General features: G+C 61.2%; 27 protein-coding genes. 17 read left to right on the top strand and 10 right to left on the bottom strand.

Annotated features, from left to right (window positions below):
* Window positions 1–90: 90 nt before the first annotated feature.
* Both BBX50_RS08170 and BBX50_RS08165 read right to left on the bottom strand, forming a co-directional pair.
* Window positions 91–1,053, bottom strand: coding sequence for a hypothetical protein (locus tag BBX50_RS08170; RefSeq protein WP_139108524.1), 963 nt, complete (start codon window positions 1,051–1,053; stop codon window positions 91–93).
* Window positions 1,025–2,494, bottom strand: a complete 1,470-nt coding sequence (locus tag BBX50_RS08165) for an AAA family ATPase (protein WP_083213585.1) — start codon at window positions 2,492–2,494, stop codon at window positions 1,025–1,027. The genes BBX50_RS08170 and BBX50_RS08165 overlap by 29 nt, the downstream gene beginning before the upstream one ends.
* A gap of 402 nt (window positions 2,495–2,896) precedes the next feature.
* Between BBX50_RS08165 and tyrS the strand changes: the two genes are divergently transcribed.
* Window positions 2,897–4,159 carry a tyrosine--tRNA ligase gene (gene tyrS / locus BBX50_RS08160; protein ID WP_065774822.1) on the top strand — a complete coding sequence of 421 codons (1,263 nt, stop codon included), beginning with the start codon at window positions 2,897–2,899 and terminating at the stop codon, window positions 4,157–4,159.
* Window positions 4,160–4,436: 277 nt separating this feature from the next.
* On the opposite strand, the gene BBX50_RS08155 is transcribed toward tyrS, so the two are convergent.
* A complete protein-coding gene (locus BBX50_RS08155; protein WP_244513114.1) occupies window positions 4,437–4,787 on the bottom strand; it encodes a helix-turn-helix domain-containing protein in 351 nt (116 codons plus the stop codon).
* A gap of 163 nt (window positions 4,788–4,950) precedes the next feature.
* Here BBX50_RS08155 and BBX50_RS08150 point away from each other — a divergent pair, with 163 nt between their 5' ends.
* Both BBX50_RS08150 and BBX50_RS08145 read left to right on the top strand, forming a co-directional pair.
* Entirely contained in the window at window positions 4,951–5,841 is an 891-nt protein-coding gene (locus BBX50_RS08150) for an NAD(P)-binding domain-containing protein (RefSeq protein ID WP_065774820.1), read from the top strand.
* 382 nt (window positions 5,842–6,223) lie between these two features.
* Window positions 6,224–6,613, top strand: a complete 390-nt coding sequence (locus BBX50_RS08145; RefSeq protein ID WP_065788387.1) for a hypothetical protein — start codon at window positions 6,224–6,226, stop codon at window positions 6,611–6,613.
* Between the two features lie 179 nt (window positions 6,614–6,792).
* Here the strand turns inward: BBX50_RS08145 and BBX50_RS08140 are convergent, their stop codons facing one another.
* Window positions 6,793–7,380: a J domain-containing protein gene (locus tag BBX50_RS08140; RefSeq protein WP_065774818.1), complete on the bottom strand. Its 588-nt coding sequence runs from the start codon at window positions 7,378–7,380 to the stop codon at window positions 6,793–6,795.
* A 696-nt stretch (window positions 7,381–8,076) separates the two neighbouring features.
* Here BBX50_RS08140 and BBX50_RS08135 point away from each other — a divergent pair.
* Entirely contained in the window at window positions 8,077–8,289 is a 213-nt protein-coding gene (locus BBX50_RS08135; RefSeq protein ID WP_065774817.1) for a cold-shock protein, read from the top strand.
* Window positions 8,290–8,695: 406 nt separating this feature from the next.
* On the opposite strand, the gene dusA is transcribed toward BBX50_RS08135, so the two are convergent.
* Complete coding sequence (gene dusA / locus BBX50_RS08130; RefSeq protein WP_065774816.1) at window positions 8,696–9,793, bottom strand: tRNA dihydrouridine(20/20a) synthase DusA; 1,098 nt, start codon at window positions 9,791–9,793, stop codon at window positions 8,696–8,698.
* A 212-nt stretch (window positions 9,794–10,005) separates the two neighbouring features.
* Here dusA and BBX50_RS08125 point away from each other — a divergent pair, with 212 nt between their 5' ends.
* The 8 genes from BBX50_RS08125 to BBX50_RS08095 all read left to right on the top strand — a co-directional run bounded on the left by BBX50_RS08125 (window position 10,006) and on the right by BBX50_RS08095 (window position 14,270).
* The gene (locus tag BBX50_RS08125) at window positions 10,006–10,470 is read left to right on the top strand and encodes a hypothetical protein (protein WP_244513113.1); all 465 of its coding nucleotides are present in this window, start codon (window positions 10,006–10,008) and stop codon (window positions 10,468–10,470) included.
* Window positions 10,471–10,592: 122 nt separating this feature from the next.
* On the top strand, window positions 10,593–10,715 hold the full coding sequence (locus BBX50_RS30925; RefSeq protein WP_274533985.1) for a hypothetical protein: 123 nt from the start codon (window positions 10,593–10,595) through the stop codon (window positions 10,713–10,715).
* Between the two features lie 192 nt (window positions 10,716–10,907).
* Entirely contained in the window at window positions 10,908–11,297 is a 390-nt protein-coding gene (locus BBX50_RS08120; RefSeq protein WP_065774814.1) for a hypothetical protein, read from the top strand.
* A gap of 115 nt (window positions 11,298–11,412) precedes the next feature.
* The gene (locus BBX50_RS08115) at window positions 11,413–11,652 is read left to right on the top strand and encodes a hypothetical protein (protein WP_244515118.1); all 240 of its coding nucleotides are present in this window, start codon (window positions 11,413–11,415) and stop codon (window positions 11,650–11,652) included.
* A 194-nt stretch (window positions 11,653–11,846) separates the two neighbouring features.
* On the top strand, window positions 11,847–12,083 hold the full coding sequence (locus BBX50_RS08110; protein ID WP_083213584.1) for a DUF982 domain-containing protein: 237 nt from the start codon (window positions 11,847–11,849) through the stop codon (window positions 12,081–12,083).
* A gap of 313 nt (window positions 12,084–12,396) precedes the next feature.
* A complete protein-coding gene (locus BBX50_RS08105) occupies window positions 12,397–12,603 on the top strand; it encodes a hypothetical protein (protein ID WP_065774812.1) in 207 nt (68 codons plus the stop codon).
* A 258-nt stretch (window positions 12,604–12,861) separates the two neighbouring features.
* Entirely contained in the window at window positions 12,862–13,548 is a 687-nt protein-coding gene (locus BBX50_RS08100) for a fumarylacetoacetate hydrolase family protein (protein WP_065774811.1), read from the top strand.
* A 191-nt stretch (window positions 13,549–13,739) separates the two neighbouring features.
* A complete protein-coding gene (locus BBX50_RS08095; RefSeq protein WP_065774810.1) occupies window positions 13,740–14,270 on the top strand; it encodes a gamma carbonic anhydrase family protein in 531 nt (176 codons plus the stop codon).
* A gap of 104 nt (window positions 14,271–14,374) precedes the next feature.
* Here BBX50_RS08095 and BBX50_RS08090 read toward each other — a convergent pair whose 3' ends face one another.
* Genes BBX50_RS08090 through BBX50_RS08080 form a run of 3 tightly spaced genes read right to left on the bottom strand, consistent with a single transcriptional unit; the run spans window position 14,375 to window position 16,498 of the window.
* Window positions 14,375–14,770: a Fur family transcriptional regulator gene (locus BBX50_RS08090; protein WP_065774809.1), complete on the bottom strand. Its 396-nt coding sequence runs from the start codon at window positions 14,768–14,770 to the stop codon at window positions 14,375–14,377.
* Window positions 14,770–15,600, bottom strand: a complete 831-nt coding sequence (gene znuB, locus BBX50_RS08085) for a zinc ABC transporter permease subunit ZnuB (protein ID WP_065774808.1) — start codon at window positions 15,598–15,600, stop codon at window positions 14,770–14,772. Before znuB ends, BBX50_RS08090 begins: the two co-directional genes overlap by 1 nt.
* Window positions 15,593–16,498: a metal ABC transporter ATP-binding protein gene (locus BBX50_RS08080; protein WP_065774807.1), complete on the bottom strand. Its 906-nt coding sequence runs from the start codon at window positions 16,496–16,498 to the stop codon at window positions 15,593–15,595. The genes znuB and BBX50_RS08080 overlap by 8 nt, the downstream gene beginning before the upstream one ends.
* A gap of 184 nt (window positions 16,499–16,682) precedes the next feature.
* On the opposite strand from BBX50_RS08080, the gene znuA reads away from it, so the two are divergent.
* The 3 genes from znuA to BBX50_RS29730 all read left to right on the top strand — a co-directional run bounded on the left by znuA (window position 16,683) and on the right by BBX50_RS29730 (window position 19,465).
* Window positions 16,683–17,717: a zinc ABC transporter substrate-binding protein ZnuA gene (gene znuA, locus BBX50_RS08075; protein WP_065774806.1), complete on the top strand. Its 1,035-nt coding sequence runs from the start codon at window positions 16,683–16,685 to the stop codon at window positions 17,715–17,717.
* Window positions 17,718–18,041: 324 nt separating this feature from the next.
* The gene (gene zigA / locus BBX50_RS08070; RefSeq protein WP_065774805.1) at window positions 18,042–19,244 is read left to right on the top strand and encodes a zinc metallochaperone GTPase ZigA; all 1,203 of its coding nucleotides are present in this window, start codon (window positions 18,042–18,044) and stop codon (window positions 19,242–19,244) included.
* Window positions 19,244–19,465, top strand: a complete 222-nt coding sequence (locus BBX50_RS29730; RefSeq protein WP_210183468.1) for a hypothetical protein — start codon at window positions 19,244–19,246, stop codon at window positions 19,463–19,465. Before zigA ends, BBX50_RS29730 begins: the two co-directional genes overlap by 1 nt.
* A 246-nt stretch (window positions 19,466–19,711) precedes the next feature.
* Here the strand turns inward: BBX50_RS29730 and BBX50_RS08065 are convergent, their stop codons facing one another.
* Both BBX50_RS08065 and BBX50_RS08060 read right to left on the bottom strand, forming a co-directional pair.
* On the bottom strand, window positions 19,712–20,113 hold the full coding sequence (locus BBX50_RS08065; RefSeq protein ID WP_065774804.1) for an RcnB family protein: 402 nt from the start codon (window positions 20,111–20,113) through the stop codon (window positions 19,712–19,714).
* A gap of 126 nt (window positions 20,114–20,239) precedes the next feature.
* Window positions 20,240–21,865 (bottom strand): glycoside hydrolase family 43 protein, encoded by a 1,626-nt coding sequence (locus BBX50_RS08060; RefSeq protein ID WP_065774923.1) that lies wholly within the window; start codon window positions 21,863–21,865, stop codon window positions 20,240–20,242.
* 345 nt (window positions 21,866–22,210) lie between these two features.
* On the opposite strand from BBX50_RS08060, the gene BBX50_RS08055 reads away from it, so the two are divergent.
* Complete coding sequence (locus BBX50_RS08055) at window positions 22,211–22,786, top strand: TRAP transporter small permease subunit (RefSeq protein WP_065774803.1); 576 nt, start codon at window positions 22,211–22,213, stop codon at window positions 22,784–22,786.
* Window positions 22,783–24,567: a TRAP transporter large permease subunit gene (locus BBX50_RS08050; RefSeq protein WP_065774802.1), complete on the top strand. Its 1,785-nt coding sequence runs from the start codon at window positions 22,783–22,785 to the stop codon at window positions 24,565–24,567. The genes BBX50_RS08055 and BBX50_RS08050 overlap by 4 nt, the downstream gene beginning before the upstream one ends.
* The last annotated feature ends 158 nt before the right edge of the window (window positions 24,568–24,725 follow it).

The following is a 24,725-nucleotide window of genomic DNA, read 5'->3' as shown; positions in this document are numbered from 1 at the left end:
GAAACAATGTGGCGGGTAACCTCAAGCGATAACTGGCCTTATCCTCATCGGCAGCCTCCTACGAAACGTCCAACAATATTAACTAGCCTCTCAAACCGATCCAGCAAGTTCAAGAACCTTATCGATCGGAGATCTGCTTTCAGGATGCGTATTTGTCAACCAGCTATACCAAAAACGGCGCCTCTCATCTTTTCGACCGAAAGCCACATCTTCACACTTCTTACGTTCAACTCCAGAAATTTCGAGCAGCTTGGCGCAACAGACCCACATTAAATTCTCCCCAATGTGACCATGCGCAAGGAACTCAACCTTCTTCCTCATTTTAGGAGTTTTCCATTTTGTCGACTTACATATGTTGACGTCGGCGATAAAACTGCTGCCGTCTCCGATACCCCTAGCAGAGAGTTGCGCCATCAAGTTGGTAGACAACTCAAAAGAATCCCCCTTAAGAATAACATCATCTAAGCGAACTATTGAATCGCATCTTGTAATAATAGACCTGCGCCGTGCAACTTCGGAAAACGCGGCGCAAAGTGATAGTATATCTCCCATCTGCCCGCGAATTTTGTCGAAAACCTCCTCCGTGCCGACCTCTGAACCAAAATGCTTTAAATACGCAATTACGCAGTCACTCGAGAAGCTATAGTTCTCAATAGAATGACCAATTGACACAAATCTTACATTGTTTTCCTGTGGAAGAGACCATTCCGTAGTCTCTTGGTTGCCATCGAGCAATCCCTCCCACTCGCGGTCCAGAAACGCATAAAACCGGCCGTAGGCCCCGTGCGTGACGCCGATGGTATCGAGAAATTTATCGATCTTTGCCTTAGCTCCCAAACCAGAAACAGTCTCGTCAGCGATAATATCAGAAGTATCAACCAGAGTATTCATCATACTCATTTTGTCATCTATTCTTAATCGATCAAACAGCGTTTTATCATCTTTCCCTTCAACGACTATTGTCTTCTTACTTCTAGCCTGCAGTGCGATCGCGTAACCACCAAGAGAGTATGTGCTCAACTTATTACAGCCCTTCGTCGTCAACAATTTCAAGTACTTCTCGGTCGTCCATGGAAACGTGAGACGTTGGCTCGAAGAACTGCACATACCCACCATGTTCCGCACCCACTTCGGGTGAATGTGTACACGCTATGATTTGACGATCTGGGTGTTGCTGCTGAATTTCCGAAAGTATAATTCGCTGCCAATCAACGTGCAGAGAAAGCTCAGGTTCATCGATTAGAAATGCTCCCGATGTAAAGCTAGATCTACTTGCCGAATACAGCATTGTTGCAATCTGACGCTCGCCGGATGAGAGTGCGGTCAGGTGGTACGGCGTGCCCAAACCTGATACGACGGAAACAATAGAGTTCCGAATTCGCGCCGAACCCTGCGAGTTAAATTCGCCTCGAGCCCCAATCCTGAGTTTCTTTTCATCCAGAAACTTGTTTACCGAACTCTCAAACTCGATCAGAGGCTTAAGCGCAGTCTCCCTAATTCCTTTCCGCTCGGATAATATTCTTCGGTAGATTTCCAACAAGGAATTGTAGCGCTTATCTGCCTCTCCCGCCCTCTGCGCCACCTCCACGAGTCGATCATAAGTAGAGTTTCGGGTCGGCCCGACTTTTTCGGGATTCTCCTTAATTAGCAGATCATTGATGCTAGCTAGAATGTCTTGCTGATTACTAACATCTTCATCCACGTCTCCCGCGGCTATCGCCGAAAATATATCGAGAAACGCCTCTTCAAACTGCCGCTGCTCCAACTTGGTAATGCGCAACTGAGCATAACGCCATTCTTCGGCTAGCCCTTCGATCACGTCTGATATCGAGGGGTAGCGAATTAACGGCACAAAGCTGCCGAACCACTCCCGGCATTTAATCGTTTTTGAGGCAACTGATCTTGCCAGATCGATCTCGCGAGCCGGAATACCGTCCCTGCCATTTGGAAGCCTCATACCTTCCGCAGCCTGCGACACTATGCGATCGAACTGAGGGTGCTTCCGCTCCTCATATCCGCCATAGTAGGTGTCGCGCGTGCGCTCAAGGACGGAACGAAAGGCTGGCAAATAAGTCGGCCGATCGCCTAGTACTTTTCTTATATTAGATTTTTCACTCTCAGAAATGTCGTTTTCTTGGCTTTGGTAAGATGTCGGAAGTCCGTCAATGTATATTGAAACGGTACCGTCTCTTGATTTCCTTAATTCTACACATTCACCTCTATTATTCTGAACTTCTATTCTTGAAAAGACCAAAGAGTTAAATCGGCCAAAATCAAGCTCGGACAAATTTGCCAATATATGCAGTAGTGTCGTTTTGCCGCGACCGTTCTTTCCGTAAATAATGTTCAAGTTCGGATTTAGGTTAACCGAAAAATCCAAACGCCCGTGCAGACCTTCGACAGTAACACGAGAGAACCAAGTGATTTCCGGACTTCCCACTTCCGAGTGAGCGTCGTCCAGCTGCAAATAGTCTTCGATATTCTCAACGGTCATTCTAGCCAATTTTCCTTCGCAACCTTAAGTTATGCAATGTTATGCACAAAAGTCTTACAGATTCTAGTATGCGATGAAGTTGACCCCATCGGTTCACCAGCACAAGAACGGCGAAGGCGCCGAACAAGCTACACAACGTCGCGCCTCTCGACGTCCAGCTCGCGCCTCGCTGTGCCAGCATGCCCATGGGGATCCGCGATGGTCAACGCAACCACACCCCTTGCCGCCTCCCCCAATCCCCGCTACAACCACCGCATGATCAAAACCGCGCTCATCGCTGCCACCTATTATGCGACGTCTCCATAGGGAGCGGCGCGTTTCGATCATGTCTTGAAACAAGCCGCCGTCAGGCGGCTTTGTCATTTTCAGCGCTCCCTGGCGGCATCAGCCATGGAGCACCCGATGACACCTTCCGATAGCCCAGCCGATCCCTTCCAGCCGCGCTCGACCATTGTCCGGACGCTGGTCGAGCGCGGCTACATCCATCAGGTCACCGACCTCCCCGGCGTCGATCGCGCCTTCGCGGGCCGCATCGTGCCCGTTTATGCCGGTTTCGATGCGACGGCGGACAGTCTGCATGTCGGGCATCTCGTGCCGATCATGGCGCTCAGGCGGCTGCAGCAGGCGGGCCACAGGCCGATCGTGCTGATCGGCGGCGGCACCACGCGGATCGGCGATCCGAGCTTTCGCTCGGCAGCAAGGCCGATGCTGTCGGAAGGCGAGATCGCGGCCAATGTCGCGGGCATAAGAAAGGTATTCGAGCGGCTGCTGACCTTCGGCGACAGGCCGACCGATGCTGTGATGGTCAACAATGCCGACTGGCTGGACAGGATGGCCTGGATCGACATGCTGCGCGACATCGGCAAGCATTTTTCCGTCAACCGCATGCTGTCCTTCGACAGCGTCAAGACGCGGCTGGAGCAGCAGGAGAACCTGAGCTTCCTCGAGTTCAACTACATGATCCTGCAGGCGGTCGACTTCCTCGAACTGTTTCGCCGCACCGGCTGCCGGGTGCAGCTGGGCGGCGGCGACCAGTGGGGCAACATCGTCGGCGGCGTCGACCTCTTGCGGCGCATCGAAGGCCAGGAAGTCTTCGGCATGACCACGCCGCTCTTGACGACTGCCTCCGGGGCCAAGATGGGCAAGACGGCGGCCGGCGCCATCTGGGTCAACGGGGATCGCCTGTCGCCCTACGACTACTGGCAGTTCTGGCGCAACGCCGAGGATGCCGACGTGGTGCGCTTCCTCAAACTCTTCACCGATCTGCCGCTCGACGAGATCGAAATCCTCGGCCGCGCCGAAGGGGCGGAGTTGAACGCGGTCAAGGAGCGTCTCGCCCACGAGGCGACGGCGCTGGTGCATGGCGCGGACGCCGCACGGCAGGCGCAGGCGACGGCGCGGCAGGCCTTTGGCGCGGGCGAAGCCGCCGAGGGCTTGCCGGCCGTGATGCTCGGCGATGCCGAACGCGCCGATGGCGTCGCGCTGATCGACCTGCTCGTCCGCGCCGGACTGGCGTCCTCGAAGAGCGAGGCACGGCGGGCGATATCAGGTCGCGGCGTGCGGCTCGACGGCGAAGTTGTGGAGGAGGCCGAGACGATCGTGGCAATCGGCGCGCGCCCCATCCGGCTCTCGCTCGGTCGCAAGCGCCATGCTGTGGTGAAATGAACCTGCTTGCGCAGCGGCCACGCCACCCACAGCCTTCATTCCTGTGCCTGTCACAGGAATCCAGCCGTGCCGCGTCTGCGGCACGACAGGACTCGCCGCCATATGCGGGACATCAGCGTGCTGGCTCAGCGTCTCCCGCCGTGCGGACGCACGGCTGCTGGATCCCTGTGACAGGCACAGGGATGAGGGCGGAGAAGATTGCGCCCGCCGGGGCATACTTCGAGGGCGACGGAGTGCGCGTTGCGACCTGCCTGGCTTCAGCGTCATCACGGCGACACTAGCAGGTAGCCGCTACCCTCGCCCCCGGCTGTCCCGCGACGTCGCCGAATTCTTCCCCCCATCGGCACAACCCCGCCGCCGCCACATTCAGCGCAGCACCGCGCGCGGTCAGCGAATAGACCACCTTCGGCGGGATTTCCGGATAGGTGGTGCGGCTGACGAGGCCGTCGGCCTCGAGCTCCCGCAGCTGCTGCGCCAGCATTTTTTCGCTGATCGCCGGGATCGCCTGACGCAGCCGGCCGAAGCGGCGGGCGGCTTTGCCGAGCTCGCAGAGAATATCGACCTTCCACTTGCCCTCGATCGCCTTCAGCGCGATCGCGAAACCGCAGTCTTCCATTGCTGTCGTCACGTCACTCTCCCTTACGTCGAGGTAAGCACTTACCGTCCGGTGCGTATTGCGACCCGGTCGTCCCACCTTACGTCTCAGCCGCGACGACAAGCCGTCGCATTGGACATCGCTGCGGGATGCGGACGGAACCGCCCTTCCCGCGCCAAGGATATGGAGACTGGCAATGCAACCTGCAATCAGCGTTTTGGGAATGGGGCGCATGGGATCGGCACTGGCGCACGCGCTGCTCAAGGCCGGGTACCCGACGACGGTGTGGAACCGCACGGCCGACAAGGCCGCGCCGCTTGCCGCCGCGGGGGCCGAGGTGGCGCGAAGTGTGCGTAATGCCGTCGACGCCTCTGAGATCGTCATCGTCAATGTCAGCGACTACGCGGCGACGCAAAGCCTTCTGCGCGACGGCGCCGTGGCCGCCGCCCTTCAGGGCAAGCTGATCGTCGAGTTGACCTCGGGCACGCCCGATGGCGCACGCGAGACACAGGCCTGGGCCGCGCGACATGGCATAGGCTATCTCGACGGCGCGATCCTGGCGACGCCGGACTTCATCGGCACCGAGGCGGGAACGCTTCTCGTGTCGGGTCCGACCGATGTCTTCGAGCAGAGCCGCGCTGTGCTGGGCGCGCTTGGCGGCAATGTCCAGTTCATCGGCGAGGATCCGGGCCTTGCCAATGCGCTCGACAGCGCCGTGCTCGCGCTGATGTGGGGTGCGCTCTTCGGCGCCCTGCAGGCAATCGCCGTCTCGCGCGCCGAGGCGATCGATCTCGATATGCTGGCAAAGCAATGGACGGCGACGGCGCCTGTTATCGAGGGCCTCGTCTCCGACCTCATCAGGCGCAGCGCCGCCGGGCGTTATGCCGCCGACGGCGAAACGCTCTCCTCCGTCTCGCCGCACTATGGCGCCTTCCGGCACCTCATCGACCTGATGGCGGCCCGCGGCATCGACCGGACGATCACCGACGGCTACGAGGCGATCTTCCGCCGCGCGATCGACGCCGGCCACCTGCACGACGATTTCGCGTCGCTGTCGCAGTTCATGGGAAGGTCGGAAAGCCCATAACGCGAAAGGCGCCGCCCCTGCTGGCGCCTTGCTCCCGCAGGAATCGCTTCCCGGCTCCTATTGGCTTGCTCGATTCTCGCTTTTTTGATCGTCTCTTAGGGAACATTCCTCGCAATTAAATATTTTGCATTTGACTAAATTAGTGAGGTGCAAAATGAAGGCCATAAATGAACTGCTCGCGAGCACCGGCCTGGTCGTGATGTCGGCCGGCCTCCTGATATCAACTGCGGTCCCGGCGCAGAGCCAACAGGTCGAGCGCCCCATCTTTTCGCCGGGGCAGTGTAGCCCCGTTGCCCCGGCAGACAGGACTTGGTTACTGGCTGGCGCAGGGATGGAGTGTGAATCGACGCCAGCCACGCAGACCGCCGCGCCCATTCAGCTAATGTCGGACAATCCCGGCAACGGCGGCAATCTCGGTAACGGCGGCGGCAATCCCGGTAACGGCGGCGGCGGCCCCGGCAACGGCGGTGGCGGTCCCGGTAGCGGCGGCGGTGATCCCGGCAATGGCGGCGGCGACCCCGGCAATGGCGGCGGTGACCCCGGCAATGGCGGTGGTGACCCCGGAAATGGCGGTGGTGACCCCGGCAATGGCGGCGGTGACCCCGGCAACGGCGGTGGTGATCCCGGCAACGGCGGTGGTGACCCCGGCAACGGCGGTGGTGACCCCGGCAACGGCGGTGGTGACCCCGGCAATGGCGGTGGCGACCCCGGCAATGGCGGTGGTGATCCCGGCAATGGCGGTGGTGATCCCGGCGACTCCGCAGCCGGCTGACAAGAAGGAGATGCAGAGGTACCGGCTGCCGCGGCAGACGGTTATCGCAACCTGGACTCCGACGCTGGGAGGGAAACAAGCCCTTCCAGCTCGCGCACTGCACCGGCAGCCGAGATGCGCAGCAAGGCGCTTTTCTGTTGGCCGCACCTTCACTCGACAAGGTGGGCTCGCTGGAGGCCCTATTCCGCCGCGTGCGCCTTCACTTCCAGCGCCTCAAGCTCGTAGGAGTAACCCTCCAGCATCTCATAGGCCTGCTCGATGGTCTTGATCTGCTCGTCGGTGTTCTTGATCGCCTCGGCGATCGAGCGCGATCGGGCACGCAGCATGGAACCGAGCACGTCGGTCTCCGGCCGGCGGCCGAGGCGGTCGAGATGCTTGCGCACGCGGGCGCGGTGGCGCTCGAGCTCGAGGATATGGAAGCGGCTCTTGACGATGTCATCGGAAAGCTTGCGCCGCATGGCGGCCACCGGATCGAAGCTGCCGGGCTCGCGTTCGTCGAGGATGAAGTCGTTGACCAGCGTCTCCAGCATCATCAAACCCTTGAGGTCTCGCGGGTCGGCGAGCTGCGGGTCATAGCCGGTATCGTCATAGACCTTGCGGCGCACAGGGTCCTTCAAGAGCTCATAGGCAACCTGCAGGCGCGCAAACTGTTCGGGATCGCCGCCCGAATCCGGATGCGCCGATTTCGCCGCCTTGCGGTAGGCGTTGCGGATGGCCTGATTGTCGGCGCCGCGTTCCAGTCCAAGCAGTTCGTAAGGGTCGATCACGCTGTCCCCACTTCGTCTTTCACTTTCGCCGCCCGGACGAGCCGGCCGATGCACTCCAGGCGACGCAGTCGTCCGTTCCAGGCGACGCAGTCGTCCGTTCCAGGCGACAAGCCGTCCTTTCACGACACCTCCGGGCGACGCGGCGTTCGGCTCACCGCCCGCAGCCGACCCTGGCTAAGCCATCGCCGGCCAAGACGGAACCAACCTTCGGTAAAACCTGCGCGTTATCCCTGACATGCGCAAGCTTTATCCCGGAGATAGGCAAGTCTCGCCGCCTCACGGTGTCGCGCCTCAACGGCCCCGTCGGCGGCGCGCACGTTCGGTCGCGCTCGGGACGAAATTGTGTCGAGAAGCGGGCCGTCCCCGGTTTTTCTGTCGGCAAGCAAGGGGATAGCAGAGAATGAAGCGAAAGCCCGCGAACGCAGCCGCTCGACGCCCGGACACGGCGCACAAGGCCCTTGCCTTTTTTCACAAATCCTGTCACTTCTTGCGCCGTTCGGGCGATTTCTATCCCGGAGACTGGACTTTCACATGCGCCTGGCCCCGTGCCGGGACCGCCGGCAGCGGCACCGTAGACGTCTTTTCCCCGAATCGTGACCACTCGACGCCTTTCCGCTTGCAAGCGGAAGACGAGATGCCCACATCCCCCAGGGGGCGCGGGCAACGCAAATTGACTGAAGGAAAAGGACTTCTTCCATGGCCACCAAGGGCACCGTAAAATTCTTCAACCAGGACAAGGGCTTCGGCTTCATCACGCCGGATGGCGGCGCGAAGGACGTGTTCGTACACATCTCCGCCGTTCAGGCCGCTGGCCTCGCTACCCTCAAGGATGGCCAGCAGGTCACCTTCGACACCGAGCCGGATCGCATGGGCAAGGGCCCGAAGGCCGTCAACATCCAGGCTGCCTAAGCCGGATCGTCCAGTCGGACATTCATTTGGAAACGGCGCTCCGCAAGGGGCGCCGTTTTCGTTTGGGGTTGCGGCGCCCAGACCCCCGGGCCTCCTGCAGATCAGTTCCGAAATCCCGCCTCGTGGGCCCAACGTACTCCGGAAACAACTCGCCTTGGGGCGGGCATTCGACGCCAGGGATCGCGACCTCGATTTCGCCCGCCTCCCCGAGATGGTCTTCGAGGTACGGGCCGAGGTTGATTGTATCGTCGTATCACCAAGCTTTACGACGATGAGACTTTCTTGGGTGATCATGTCGCGGTGATAGACATTGGTCCAAGAACTGCCCAAATGCGACACCCATCGGGACATCGCCCTTTCGAACCAGAAACCACGTCATTCCACGGTTCTCACTCGCACGCGCGAGCTATTCGGCCGCCTGCTTCGCCGCCGTCGCCTCGAACACTGCGTCGAAAGCAGCGTGGATGACCTCCGGCCCCGCGCCCTGGCGGGTCGCATCGGAGGACAGGATCTGTCGGTAACGCCGCGCGCCCGCCCAACCCTGGAACAGGCCGACCATGTGACGGGTGACGTGGATCAGCCGGCCACCATTGGCGATGTGCGCGGCGGCGTAGTCCGCCATCGCGTCGCGGACACCGGCCCAGAAATCGAGATCGAGGCGATGGCCGCGCTCGGAGAAATTGCCCGCTTCCTGCGCCAGGGGTGCGGCCCCCGTCAGCGGATGTGGGAAGTGACCATCAGCCGCCGTCAACATGGCGCTGTCGTGATAGGCGGCACGCCCGAGCATGACGCCGTCCAGATGCTTCAACTGCTCGAACGCCTGGTCCAACGTCTGAAGGCCACCATTGATGCCGATGAATAGATTGGGATTTTCCTGCTTCAGCCGATGCACGAGGCCATAGTCGAGCGGCGGGATCTCGCGGTTCTCTTTCGGACTCAGGCCCTGCAGCCAGGCCTTGCGCGCATGCACCCAGACGGCATCCGTACCGGCATCAACGACCCGCGCGACGAGCGCACGCAGCGCCACCTCCGGGTCCTGATCGTCAACGCCGATGCGGCACTTGACCGTGACCGGGATCGTCACTGCCGCCTTCATCGCCACAAGGCAGGCCGCCACCGTCTCCGGCTCCTGCATCAGGCAGGCGCCGAAGGTGCCGGACTGCACCCGGTCCGACGGGCAGCCGACATTCATGTTGATCTCGTCATAGCCGAAGGCTTCAGCAATCTTCGCGGCCTCCGCCATCTTGGCCGGATCATTGCCGCCGAGCTGCAGTGCGATGGGATGCTCCGAGCCGTCAAAGCCCAACAGCCTCTGCTTGTCACCACGCAGGATCGCATCGGCGACGATCATCTCGGTATAGAGCAGCGCATGCCGCGACAGCCGCCGCGCAAAGTAGCGATAGTGGCGATCGGTCCAATCGATCATCGGCGCCACGGCGAAAACCGGTGCGTTGAAATAGGAACGGTTGCCCGGATTTGCGGGCTGTGCGCGGCCTTCTGCCATGCTCGATCAACTCTCGTTATTCTGGCTTTGCACGCCGGAACGACAAATGTCGCTCTCACGGCGGATTTCCAGCACTGGCGCCCCTTTGGCGCCAACGCTCCCCGCTTGGGGACGGCGCCTTATACAGTGCAAAGGCGCGGAATGCGAGAGCGTGTTCGGGGCCTGCAGCCGCGTGCTGGTCTATGCAACCTGCAGCGCAAAGGCCGTGAGATGTGGCGAAAGTCTATCCAATTGATATTGCAGCCTTGCAAGACGCCGGCTACAACCTGCGCGGACAAACAACAGGGGAACACGCAATGCTGAAATACCTCCTTCTCGGAGTGGCTGCCTTCACGCTCTCGGGCTGCCAGCCTCCGGCGCCGGAATCCGTACTGGCGTCGCAAAAGCCACCGTCGGCGGCCGCACGCAAGGAGTATGTCAGGTTGGCGCGCAGCGTCGGCGCCAAGGGCGCCCAGTTCAAGACGGCGGAAATATCGAGCGTAGTGCTGCTCAATCCCGAGGCCAAGATCTATGCCTTCTGTGTTCGCCTCCGGGAGACGCGGATCCAACAGCGGCTGCAGGTGAGCGGCTACGCCCTGCGCGACGGCAAGGTCATCGACGCAAGCACCTACGATTCCCGCTGCAACGACAAAAGGTTGCGCTACTATCCCTTCCCGGAATTGCAGGCGATACGCTGACGGGCAACACGAAGATAGCACAAGCGCCCGCCCCTTAGCCCGCCGCCACCATCATGGTTTCCATTTTGTTAAGCAAAATCGCGGATTGTCCCGCATCGACATGATCGTCGTCGGAGCAAGGCATGAGCTACGATTGGAGCGGCGCACGGCGCCGGCGGACAATAGCGACCATCATCGCCGCCGCATGTCTGCTATTGGCGCTGGCCGCCACTGTGGCCGCGGCGGTCGCCAACCATATCCTATAGGGTCGATGCGCCGGCGCGTCTCTAAATTGCATAGCGACGCTACCTCGGTTTGCCGGTTGTCACCCCGGCGACAAGCCGGCGCGCCACTGCTCTCTTCCTTGTCGCCAGCCTGGCGGGGTTGACGGAACTGCAGCACAGGATTAGGGCAGCGTTCCTGTATCGTTACCGGTCACAGGAATAAGGACAGACGGCATGAAACGCGCGATCGTGGCACTTCTCACGGTTCTCTTGGCCGGTTGCCAGTCGATGGAGCTGGAGGCGCCGGAAGTCGCAAAGCCCAGGCCCGTCGCGCCTTCCGTTCCGACGCTTTCCGGCGACGCGCTCCAGGCGTTCCTCGTCGGCAAGACGCTGCGCTACAATCTCAATGGTGTCGCCTCCACCTTCTTCACCGATGGCCGCTACGGCTACCGCGACTACGAAGTGCGCGACGGCGGCAGCTACACGATTACCGGCGACGAAGTCTGCATCACCTTCGAGGACGGCGGTCGGCGCTGCGACCAATACGCCCTGATCGGATCCGACTATTACCGCATCGAGGAAGGCGGCCGCCGCACCAAGGTGGATCGCGTCGGACCGGCTTGAGGCCAGCCCGCCCTCCTGATCAAAGCTGATGACCGGACCCCTCATTCCCGAGGGGTCCAATTCGCATGCGTTCTGGCATAGTGCGCCCGGGAACATGGCCTTGCGGGAGGGACAGGTGGTGGCTCCTTTGCGTGCGACACAGTGCCTGGCTCTGTCAAAGGCGGACATGGAGCGATTGCAGCGCGTCTTCGACGCGCTTTGCCTCGAACAGGGATGGGCACGTGATGGCGAGCGTGCACGCCGCCACGCAAGAATGCTCATTGACGACTATCTTGCGGGCAACACCAATGAGAAGCGCTTGCTCATTGCCGGCCGCGCCTTTGCCGAGCGCCTGCAGCGCGGCCAGTTCCTTTAGCATCCGTGCGTCGAACGGCCGTCCCTCCACGGCTTCCGCTGATTGCACCCTCCCATTTCGGCACGGAAAAGCTGCTTACAAATGCGAACTCCTGCGCTACATTAGCAAGATAGACTGCCGACACCGCTTGAGAGGAGCCAGCGGCCGGCGGTTGAATGCCGATGTTCATTGAGATGATCTCGAGGAGGAGACGCATGCAAGTAATCTGGAAACAGCCGATCGAGCTCGATTTTATTGGCGGCGATTGCCGCACCGTCAAAGGCCCCTCAGACGCGCTTGCGTGCCTTGCAGACCACTGGCCTCGCCGCGGGCCGTACTATGTTGCCGCCCGCAGTGCCTGCCGCGCGGCCATCGACGGTCGCCGCACGGCCGAAGAGGCCCGATCGCTGTTTATGTCAGCCGCCGCGGAAGCCGAGCTGAATACGCACTAAGGCGCCAACCGGCGCCGGACCGAATGAGCCGCCAGGACGCGGCGAACGCTCGCCAATGGCGAGCGAAAAGCAGTGTTTTTGGTTGAAACCGCAATCTCGAAAACAAGCCCGCAAACCGGGCATTTGCCCAGAACTTGCATCATTTCGGCACATTATCGCCCGATCACGCGTAATTTTTCCAGAAATGGCCCGATTTCTGTCGTGAAGCATTCATTTCTTTCTACTATATTCTGAGGTGCCTCACAAAAACCAATTTCGGAGTGCTTTAATCCCGCAAGGGAATTCAAGAAAAACGATAAACGGGAGAGAACATATGAGCGAGAGCAATCTCTATCGCATCGTTGAAGTCACCGTGAAGCGTGAAGGCGGCCGCCGCGATCTCGGCATCATGACCGTGCGCCAGGCCCTTGAGCTTCCCGAAGTCCCCAGCCTCGAATACAGCCATCCCGAGCTTAATTCGCGCTCGGACGGTCGGTTCCTGACCAGAGACCAGCTCCAGGCCTACGCGCACTGCGCCTGAGCTTTGCCCTCATGGCGCCCGGGTGGGTGCCATGATCCTGCGCGCCCGACCGGGCGCGCGCGTACCGGAACCCTTTCTCAATCCTTCCTCAATCCTTCGTCTAATATTTTCGCGGATCGATTCCGATTCGTGAATTTATGCAGTAACGTCCGGATTCTCCACCGCTCGACCTGAACCGAAACCGGTTGACACCAAGCGGCCAACAACGGTGACCTTGCCTGCCCTTCGCGACGGGCAAGCGCCCATCAACGGACGATCATGGAAACTATCATCCCTCCTCCGCCGCCCGTCCTGCTGCCGATTTCCGGCAGCCTTGTCGGATTTCCGGTTCGCAGGGTTTATTGCGTTGGTCGCAACTATGCTGCGCATGCCATCGAGATGGGTCACGACCCCGACCGTGAACCGCCCTTCTTTTTCCAGAAGAACCCGGACAATCTGCTCGCAGCCGGTAACACGTTCCCCTATCCGCCGCTGACCTCGGATGTGCATCACGAGGTCGAACTTGTCGTGGCGCTGAAGCGCGGCGGCAGCGACATCGCCGTCGATGAAGCGCTTGATTGTGTCTATGGTTACGCCGTCGGCATCGACTTCACCCGGCGCGACCTGCAGGCGGAGGCCAAGAAGGCCGGCAAGCCCTGGGCGGCCGCAAAGGCGTTCGAGCATTCCGCCCCGGTCTCGGCGATCGTGCCGGCCGAAGCGATTGGCCATCCGGTCAACGGCAACATCTGGCTGAAGGTCAATGGCGAGACGCGCCAAAAGGGCGATCTCGACCAGATGATCTGGAAAGTGCCAGAGATCATCGCGGAATTGTCGAAGCTCTTCACGCTGGCGCCCGGTGACATCATCATGACCGGCACGCCCTCGGGCGTCGGGCCTGTCGTGCGCGGCGACGAGGTGGCTTGCGGCGTCGATGGCGTCGCGGCACTTGCCGTCACCGTTCTCTAAAGCGCGTCGCGATCTTTCAGATTCGCTCCTTGCGCTTTAAATTTTGTCTTTTCGCATGTCGCGACAGAGCCGCGCGTCTTTTTGGACGCGCAAAGGTCGCTGTAGCACTTTGATTTGCTGCGTGTTTTGTCCTTTAATCGACTAGGATTGAAGGACATGCAGTAGCCTCGAAAGAAGAAGGATAAACGCCGATGCCGTTCTATGCCCTTGGATCGCTCCGCCCGCAGACGCCGCCGGACGGTGGCTATTGGGTGGCGCCCGACGCAAGCGTCATCGGCCAGGTCGAGATCGGCGACGAAGTGGGCATCTGGTTCGGCGCGACGGTGCGCGGCGACAACGAGCCGATCCGCTTGGGCGCGCGCACCAATATCCAGGAAAACGTGGTCATCCATGTCGATCCCGGCTTTCCGGTGACCATCGGCGAAGGCTGCACCATCGGCCACGGCGCCATCATCCACGGCTGCAGCATCGGCGAGAATTCGCTGATCGGCATGGGCGCGACCGTGCTCAACGGCGCCAAGATCGGCCGCAACTGTCTCGTCGGCGCCAACGCGCTGGTGACCGAAGGCAAGGAGTTCCCCGACAATTCCCTCATCGTCGGCGCGCCGGCCAAGGCGATCCGCACGCTGGATGATGCAGCCGTCGAAGGACTGAAGCGCTCAGCCGCGCACTACGTCAAGAACTGGCGACGCTACGCCTCCGACCTTAGCCGGCTGGACTGAGACCCAAGCAATTCCGGGAAAGCGGTGTCATCCTACTGCAAAGTGCTACGGCGACCTTTGCGCGTCTAACAAGACGCGCGGCGCTGTAGTCGACGGAACCGAGCTTACGCGCAGCTTTGGCAATGACCGCGGATCTCGATCGTCGTCTTCTCGGTTTTGAAGCTCTGCGCCCGCGTCAGCGCCGAAAGCCGCTGCTCGATAGCCTCGTCATGGAACTCGGTGACCTGGCCGCAGCCCTCGCAGATGGTGAAAGCGGTGACGCCATGGTCGTGCTCGTGATCATGCGGGCAGGAGCAGGCGACGAAGGCGTTCAGGCTCTCCAGCCGGTGCACGAGGCCGTATTCCAGCAACTTGTCGAGCGCGCGGTAGACCTGCAGCGGCGCGCGAAAGCCATGATCGCGCAGCTTGTCGAGGATGGTGTAAGCGCTCATCGGCCCTTCGGAATGGCTGAGCGCATCCATCACCAGCGTCTGGTTCTTGGTCAGTTGCGGCGTAGCCATCAGCGGTGCCCTCCAGGCGTGGAATGATGCGCCGCCTCCATTGGGCGGCGACCGATCGGTAGCAGACTAAGAACAAAAAGCCCAACAGCCGCCACGACGATAGATGGTCCCGACGGCGTATCCCAGTGCAGCGAGCCGAAAAGTCCACCGGTAACCGCGAGCGCACCGATGACAGATGCGAGCACAGCCATCACCTCAGGCGAGGTCGAGAAGCGCCGCGCGGTTGCGGCAGGAATGATCAGGAGCGAGGTGATCAGGAGGATGCCGACGATCTTCATGGCGATCGCGATCACCAGCGCCATCAGGAGCATGAAGAAGAGGCGCGTGCGCTCAGGATTCAGCCCCTCCGCTTCCGCCAGTTCCGGATTGACGGTCGAAGCCAGGAGCGGCCGCCAGAGATAGACGATGGCGAAGATGACAAGGATGCCGCCGCCCCAGATGATATCGATATCGGATTCGGAGACGGCAAGAATATCGCCAAAGAGAAAGCCGACGAGATCGATGCGCACCCAGGTCATGAAGGCGACGATAACGAGGCCGAAGGACAGCGCCGAATGGGAGAGGATGCCGAGCAGCGCATCGGTCGACAGCGCGCCGCGGCGCTGCAGGAACAGAAGCAGCACCGAGACGACGGCGGCGACGATGAAGACGCTGAGCATCAGGTTGAGTTCGAGAAGCAGAGACAGCGCCACACCAAGCAGCGCCGAATGCGCCATGGTATCGCCGAAATAGGCCATGCGCCGCCAGATGACGAAACAGCCGAGCGGCCCGGCCATGACGGCGATGCCGATGCCGGCAATCAGCGCGCGCACGAAGAAATCATCAAGCATCGCGCTTCTCCTTCACGTCATAGCCATGCAGGCGCGTATGGTGGCCGCAGCCGCAGTCTTCGCCGTGGTCGTGCACGTTTTCCTCATCGTCGTGGTGGTGCCCGTCGCCGGGGAAACAATGTTCGGTGATCGAGCCGTCTGCATGCAGGACGCGTCCGTCGGGCAGATGGGTGTGGTCATGGTGGTGGCTGTAGACCGCAAGGGTACTCGCGGCCCGCCGCCCAAAGAGTTTCTGGTATTCCGGGCTCTGGCTTACCGCCTGCGGGGTGCCGCGGCAGCAGACATGGCCATTCAAACAGACGACCGTATCGGTCTCCGCCATGACGATATGCAGGTCATGCGAGATCAGCAGAATGCCGCAGCCGGTGCGGTTTCGGATCTGCTTGATCAGTTCGTAGAGCGCGATCTCGCCGCTGAAATCGACGCCCTGCACCGGTTCGTCGAGCACCAGCAGGTCCGGCTTGCGGGCGATGGCGCGGGCCAGCAGCGCTCGCTGGAACTCGCCACCCGAGAGATGCTGGACTTCAGCTTTCGCCAGATGCAGCACGCCGGTCGCCGACAGCGCCTCCTCGATCTCCCGACCCTTCAGCGGGCCGGTCAGCGTCATCAGCCGCTCCACGGTCAAGGGCAGCGTCCAGTCGACGGCCAGCTTCTGCGGCACATATCCGACTTTCAGGCCCGGCTTGCGCTCGACATGGCCCTCGTCCGGCTTCAAGACGCCAATCGCCGCCTTCGCCGTCGTCGATTTGCCTGATCCGTTCGGGCCGATTAGCGTGACGATCTCGCCCGGGCTGATCGAGAACTCGACGCCGCGCACCAGCCAGCGACCGTTGCGGCGCACACCGGCATTGCTGAGATTGACCAGCGGCAGCGTTTCTGGAGAACGGAAGTTCAGCATGAAAAAATTCCGGATTGGATGGTTGCCACTGGCTATCGCACACGTTATAGCATAACGCAATTGATGTAATAACATTACATTATTGCTTCAAGGTCATCAACGGCCTGTTGGATTGATGCCTTGCATGCCCGACAGCGTGCCTGGTCGAAACGGCCAGGTGCGTCATTCAAGCCCGGAGAACCCGATGAAATCGACATCCGCCCTGCTTTTTGCCTCCACCATGCTTCTGGCCGCACCCGCCGCGGCGGCCGGCCCCAATGTGGTGGTTTCGATCAAGCCGATCCACTCGCTCGTCGCCTCGATCATGCAGGGCGTCGGTGAGCCGTCGCTGATTGTCGAGGGCGCCGCCTCCCCGCACACCTACAATATGAAGCCTTCCAATGCCGCCGCCCTCCAGGCGGCCAAGGTGGTCTTCTGGGTCGGTCCAGGCCTCGAAGCCTTCCTCGACAAGCCGCTCGACGCACTCTCGGGCGGCGCCAAGGTGGTGGAACTCAGCGAAGCGCCAGGCATCGAAAAGCTGAAGTTCCGCGAGGGCGGTGCGTTTGAAGCGCATGACGATGGCGAAGAGAGCCACGGCGACGAAGGTCATGACGAAGAAGGCCACAAGCATGCCGAGGGCGAAGCGGAGCATGACCACGCCGCAGCGCCGGAAGCTGCGGCCGGGCACGATCATGGCCATGATGACCACGGCCATGGCGATACCGACCTGCACATGTGGCTCGACCCAATCAATGCCAAGGCGATGGCGGCCGAAATCGAAAAGACGCTGACCGAAGCCGATCCGGACAATGCCGGTGCCTACAAGGCCAATCTCGACGCACTCAACAAACGGCTCGACACGCTCGACGCGAAGCTCGCCGAGACGGTGGCGCCGGTGAAGGACAAGGCTTTCGTGGTCTTCCACGACGCCTATCAGTACTTCGAGCACCGCTACAAGGTTCGGGTCGCCGGCTCGATCACCGTGAGCCCCGAGGTGCTGCCCGGCGCTGACCGACTTTCCCAGATCCACGCCAAGATCAAGGAACTGGGCGCAACCTGCGTCTTTGCCGAGCCACAGTTCGAACAGAAGCTGATCAACGTGGTGATCGAGGGAACCCCGGCGAAATCCGGCACACTTGATCCGGAAGCCGGAACGCTCGAGGCCGGCCCGGATCTCTATTTCCAGATGATGGAAGGCATCGGCACGTCGCTGAAGACCTGCCTTTCCTCGGCCAGCTGATCCGTCCTCCCAAGACGGGGTGGGCGTTCGCTTGGCTAGGCCATGGGAGTGCCCCCTCTCTCCGTCATCCTCGGGCTTGACCCGAGTTGGGCAGCAAATGCTTTGCGCCCACTGCGCCTGTAGGGACTGGACCCTCGGGGCAAGCCCGAGGGTGACGAGCGGAGTGGTCGACTGGCGCACACGGAAACGTCGAGCGGAAGTCAGCTAAGCAGCAGATCGAGGCGTACCTCGGCTTGCACCCAGTTTCGCACGCACAACGGCGAGCCCAACGCTCGCCTTTTTTGGAAACAACAACCGTAACGATATAACATACAGGAACACCCGATGGAAAAGCTTCCCGTTACCGTGCTCTCCGGTTTCCTCGGTGCCGGCAAGACCACCCTGCTCAACCACGTGCTTTCCAACCGCGACGGCCTGCGCGTGGCCGTCATCGTCAACGACATGAGCGAGGTCAATATCGACGCGGCGCTTGTGCGCGATGGTGGCGCCGGACTTTCGCGCACGGAAGAGCAACTGGTGGAAATGACCAATGGCTGCATCTGTTGCACGCTGCGCGACGACCTCCTGAAGGAGGTTCGCAACCTCGCCGAACAAAACCGCTTCGACTATCTGCTGATCGAATCGAGCGGGATTTCCGAGCCCCTGCCCGTTGCCACCACCTTCGACTTTCGCGACGAGGACGGCGAAAGTCTCGCCGATGTCGCACGCCTCGATACGATGGTGACGGTCGTCGATGCCGTAAACCTCGTGGCCGATTATTCCTCGCTCGATTTCCTCGCCGACCGCGGCGAGACGGCGGGTGAAGAGGACGCGCGCACGCTCGTTGACCTGCTGGTCGAGCAGATCGAGTTCGCCGACGTTGTCGTCCTGAACAAGATCGGCACGGCGACGCCGGAACAGGTGGACGCCGCCCGCAAGATCATCGTCGGCCTCAATCCGGATGCGCAACTGATCGAAACCGATTTCGGCAAGGTCAGGCTTCGCGACGTGCTTGGAACCGGCCGCTTCGACCTCGTCAAGGCCGAGCAGAACCCGCTCTGGTACAAGGAGTTGAATGGATTCAAGGACCATGTGCCGGAAACCGAGGAATACGGCATCCGCTCCTTCGTCTATCGCGCCCGCCGGCCCTTCGATCCCACGCGTTTCCAGTCCTTCCTCAACCGTTCCTGGCCGGGCGTGCTGAGAGCGAAAGGCTTCTTTTGGCTGGCGACCCGCCCGCACTATGTCGGCGAGATCAGCCAGGCCGGCCCGCTCGTGCGCACCGGCAAGATGGGCCTCTGGTGGTCGGCCGTGCCGCAGGAACAATGGCCGCGCGAGCCCGGATTTCTGACGGCGGTCGGTCGCTACATCGACCCGGTCTGGGGCGATCGGCGGCAGGAGATCGTCTTCATCGGCGCCGATCCGATGGACGAGGCGGAGCTTCGCGCCGAGCTTGACGCCTGCCTCATTGCCGACGAGGCCTTCCGTCCCGAGCGCTGGCACGATCTTGCGGACCCCTTCGCCAGCTGGTCGCCACGGGCCGCCTGATGGCAGAAGCTGCGCGCGCCCCGCGTAGACCGCGCTTCATGTGCATGGCGCTCAACGCCGCCGGGCGGCCGGTGCCGATGTTCGATCCGTTTCTTGGCGGTGCACCTGGGGAGGAAGAAACACTGACGCCAATGGGCGCGGTCGAGCGTTTGCTGTTTGGGGAGCGGGAGCACTCGTCAACCTTGGCAGTAGCAGCGCGTCAGGCGAACAACGCCCGCTGACGTAGTTGGCGAGCAGCCGCTAACGCCTTCCTCATTCCTGTGCTTGTCACAGGAATCCAGCCGCGCCGCGTCGGCGGCGCGAGAAGGCTTCGTGCCAACGCACGGCGGCTGGATCTCTGTGACAAGCACAGAGATGAGGGAGGTCCTGGTTGATGCCAGTGGTCCACGGCATCCTCCGAATGATAGAGATGTCTTGGCTGGCGGCGGCAAGGGGCGGCGAACCGCCACCCCTTCAGAAAATGATACCTATCGTGCCGTCGCCAGCCCGACGATGACGCCGGTCGCGAGGCTGATCAGTAGGAAATCGTTGCCGGACCGCACCCACTGCTGGCCACGCGGCGGCGGACGCAGCCTGTAGTAACGGTAGTCGCGCACCTGGGCCATGTGGCGGCGCTCGGCCGGCGTCAGGCGATGGCCGCGCGCCCAGCGTTCCTTCTTGTTGACAATCACACGCTTCTCGATCGTGACGTGTCTGTCGACGTGGCGATCCACACGACGATCAATATGGCGATCGACATCGCGATCGACGGGGCGCCGGGTTCGGTCGTAGTTCTGCGCCACCTCGAAGGAGCCCGCCGGCTGTGCGAGCGCGGCCATCGGTGTGATCAGAACGGAACTGGCGACCAGGGCGATCAGGAGACGTTTCATCGGGTGTCCTTTCGTTGTCTTCACCCGAAAATTAGTCCCCGCTCCCTGAACCGAATATGAAGCACCACATTACAAATGCGTAATGATATCTTATACTTATTCGACATTAATTACAGACATTGACCGTTATTCAGCGAGATTAACGTAGCGAAAGTGATCGAAATCGGCAGGCTTGCCCGCGCCCGATGTGTCGAAGGCGAACAGGCCGGCGAAGGCGCCGGTAAACGAGCCGTGCTCGCCGCGACCGCCCTCGTCTGAAACGACGCCCGCATCGAGAACCGGACCGGCCGACGACCAATCCCCTGCTCCAGCCGGACGCCAAAGGAATTGCAGATCGTTGTCACGGATCTCCATCGCAAGCTCGATCGGTCCCTCCGGGATGGCGATGCCACTGCCGAGAGGAAATTCCAGCCGGCCATGCGGGAAATCGCCGGGGCATGACAGGATGGTGAGCGACCGCCCGAGCGTTTCGTGCCAGGTGACGCCGAGCGCATGGAACTTGTGGCGGTTGTAGTAATGCGTGAGGCCCGCCACTTGCTGATAGGTTTCGGCCACAAAATCGACCGCCGTTTCTGCGCGGAACGAGTGGTGCTCCTGCCGACGCGCCACCAGCGCCTGCTCGAACCAGCTGCCAATGCTCTCGCGCCCGAAGAGCCGGAGATGCCCTGGCCGCCCGTCGAGCGAAAAGATCCGCTCTGGCTGAGGCGTGCGCAGCCACTGGAAGTCGACCGGCAGTGCCGTGTTGTCGAAATCGGTTTCGACGACGCTTGGTGTTGGCACTTTCTTGGCGTCATTCGGTGCCGGCACCAGCACGTCCGGCACCGGCCCGCCATTTTCCAGATAGAGCCAGCCATCGTCACGCCAGACGCATTTCTGCAGCGCCGTCTCGCGGCCGAGCGTGCAGCGGCGCCCAGGCGGCAACGGCCTGCCGGTCAGATGCGTGTGGTAGGCCTGACCGTCAGGCGTCTCGACATATTGCCCGTGGCCGGCGCGCTGGAGCGGCGCTTCCGGGTGATCCTTCGACGTGATCAGATAGGTGTTCGGATGCATCTCGTAGGGGCCGTCGATGCTGCGCGAGCGCGCCATGGTGACAGCGTGATCGTAGCCGGTACCGCCTTCGGCGGTGGTCAGATAGTACCAGCCGTTCTTTTTGAAGAGATGCGGCCCCTCGACCAGGCCGAGCGGCGAGCCCGAGAAGATGTTCTTCACCGGACCGACCAGCTTGCGGGTGCGCTCGTCCCATTCCTGCAACAGGATGCCGTCGAAGGCCGGATGCTTCGGCGAGCCGCCGAAGCTTTCGGAGCGATGGTTCCACTGCATGTTGAGGAACCATTTGCGCCCGTCGTCGTCATGAAACAGCGACGGGTCGAAGCCGGAGGAATTGACATAAGCCGGGTCCGACCAGGTCGCCTCGATCGCTTCCGCGGTGACGATGTAGTTATGCGCGTCCTTGAAGTTGCCGTCGAAACGCTTGACGTCTGTATAGACCAGCCAGAACAGCCCGTCGTCAAAGGAAAGGCACGGCGCCCAGACGCCGCAGCTATCAGGGTTGCCGCGCATGTCGAGCTGGCTTGCCCGCTCCAGCGGCCGACGCACCAGCCGCCAGTTCACGAGATCGCGCGAGTGATGGATCTGCACGCCCGGATACCATTCGAAGGTGGAGGTCGCGATGTAGTAATCGTCTCCGACGCGGCAGATCGAAGGATCCGGATTGAAGCCCGGCAGAATAGGATTGCGGATCGTGGCGGTCATGGTTTCAGCGTCCTCCCTTTGCGGCGCCATCCGACCTTAAAAATCATACAAATTCAAGACTGCAACGTTACAGTAAATCACCCGCCCCATCGTTTGTAGCCAGCTTTCCACATCGATTCGTGCGGCCGATGTGCCTTTGAATACGGCGGATTACCGCGGCGCGACGGCATCCACAGCCGGATTGCACAAACAATGGGCAGAGGCTGGGAGGCTTCATTCAACTTTAGTCGGAGGCGACCGAACTACACGGGAAAATCGCGCCTCAGACTTGAACGCGCGCTTGAAATCGGCACTCTGACTGTGCTTGGCACAACAACCATAAAAGCCATCGCGGGGAGGAAATCGATGAGAGCTTTGCTCGGCTTCAGCCGACTGATAGACACGATTACGGAATTCATCGGAAAGAGCGTTTCCTGGTTCATTCTGGCCGCTGTGCTGGTCAGCGCCGGCAATGCCATCATCCGAAAAATCTTCAACATGTCGTCGAACGCCTGGCTCGAGGCGCAATGGTACCTGTTCGGCGCCGCCTTCATGTTTGCCGCCGCCTACACGCTCAGCCAGAACGAACACATCCGTATCGACGTCGTCTACGGCCAGTTTTCGCGTCGCGTGCAGCACTGGATCGATCTGCTCGGGCATCTCTTCTTCCTGATGCCCTTCGTTCTGCTCGTGCTCTACTACCTCTTCCCCTACGTGAAGATGTCCTACGTCTCGGGCGAAGTCTCCTCCTCAGCCGGCGGCCTGATCATCTGGCCGGCCAAGGCCATCCTGCTCTTCGGCTTCCTGCTGCTGGCGTTTCAGGGCGTGTCGGAGATCATCAAGAAGATCGCGATCATGACCGGCAACATGGAGGACCCGACACCCTATGTGCCGACCCATGCGCCGCTTGACGATGTCGTGTCTCCGGAGACCCGTCCATGATCGAATTCATTGCTGAAAACCTGGCGCCGATCATGTTCGCGTCGCTGATCGTGTTCCTTCTGTTGGGATACCCGGTCGCCTTCTCGCTCGCCGCCAACGGCTTGCTTTTCTTCATCATCGGCGTCGAGCTCGCGCCGCTGTCCGATTCGATCAACCTTTCCTGGCCGCTGCTCAACGCATTGCCGGACCGGTTCTGGGGGGTGATGTCAAACGACACATTGCTCGCCATCCCCTTCTTTACCTTCATGGGGATCGTGCTCGAGAAATCGGGCATGGCGGAAGACCTGCTCGACACCATCGGCCAGCTCTTCGGCCCGATTCGCGGCGGTCTCGCCTATGCGGTCATCTTCGTCGGCGCGCTGCTTGCGGCCACGACAGGCGTCGTTGCCGCCTCGGTCATCGCCATGGGCCTGATCTCGCTGCCGATCATGCTGCGCTACGGCTATGACCGCAAGGTTGCCTCGGGCGTGATTGCCGCCTCCGGCACGCTCGCCCAGATCATTCCGCCGTCGCTCGTGCTCATCGTTCTTGCCGACCAGCTCGGCCGGTCGGTCGGCGACATGTATGCCGGCGCGCTGATCCCGGGCCTGGTGCTGACCGGCCTCTACATGGCCTACATCCTGCTGATGACCTTCATCAGGCGCGACTCCATGCCGGCTTTGCCGCTGGAAGCCCGCACGCTCGGCTCTGGCGTCATCTCGCTCGCCGTCGCGCTGGCTGTGGCCGTCGGCATCGCCTATGCCGCGCACGTCTACCTCTACCCGACCCAGGGCGAGAATGCCGACATTCTCGGCGGCACCGTCGGCGTCATTGTCATCTACGTCGTTGCGCTCATCGACCGCGGCTTCAAGATCAACGCGATGTCGAGACTTGCCCAGCAGGTCATCATCGTACTGATCCCGCCCTTGGCGCTGATCTTCCTCGTGCTCGGCACCATCTTCTTGGGCATCGCGACGCCGACCGAGGGCGGCGCCATGGGTGCCGTCGGTGCCTTGATCATGGCGGCGGCCAAGAGCCGTTTGACCATGAACGTGGTGCGCGGGGCGTTGACGGCAACGACCCGGCTTTCGGCCTTCGTGCTGTTCATCCTGATCGGTGCACGCGTCTTCTCGCTGACCTTCTACGGCGTCAACGGCCACATCTGGGTCGAACACCTCTTGACGGCGATGCCGGGCGGCGAAACCGGCTTCCTGATCACCGTCAACGTGCTCGTCTTCTTCCTGGCATTCTTCCTCGACTTCTTCGAACTCGCCTTCATCATCGTGCCGCTCTTGGCGCCGGCTGCCGACAAACTCGGCATCGACCTCATCTGGTTCGGCGTTCTGCTCGGCATCAACATGCAGACGAGCTTCATGCATCCGCCCTTCGGCTTCGCGCTCTTCTATCTGCGTTCGGTCGCAGCCAGGGTGCCCTATCTCGACAAGATCACCGGCAAGACGATCCAGCCGGTCACGACCGGGCAGATCTACTGGGGTGCCGTGCCCTTCGTCGGCATCCAGATCCTGATGGTGGCGCTGACAATCATGTTCCCGCAGATGGTCATGCACTACAAGGGAACCGGCACGGGCGTCGATCCGAACACGATCAAGATCGAGGTGCCCGGCTTCGGCGCCGGCGGTGGCCTGGGCCTCCCCGACAATGGCGGCGGCCTCGGCCTGCCCGGTGGTCTGCAGCTTCCAGGCGGCAGTCCGCTCGACCAGAAGCCGGCCGACCAGAACGGCGGCGCACAACCACAAACGGCGCCGTCAAACGACCTCAGCCAGCCGCCCTCGTTCAAGTAAGGTAGACTGACAGACAAACAGAGGGCGGCCCCACGGGCCGCCCAGACTGCTGACAAACCTCTGGCGTTTGCCGGGGGTTTTTGATTCACTGGGTTATGTTGAAGAAACCCGCTCCCGAACAGACCGCACTCGAGATGGTGACGCTCGACAGCCTGGTT

Source organism: Ensifer sp. LC11, from assembly GCF_001695835.1.
Classification (GTDB): domain Bacteria; phylum Pseudomonadota; class Alphaproteobacteria; order Rhizobiales; family Rhizobiaceae; genus Ensifer.
Note: the sequence above shows the minus strand (reverse complement) of the source record. Positions and strands in the feature narration are given on the sequence as shown.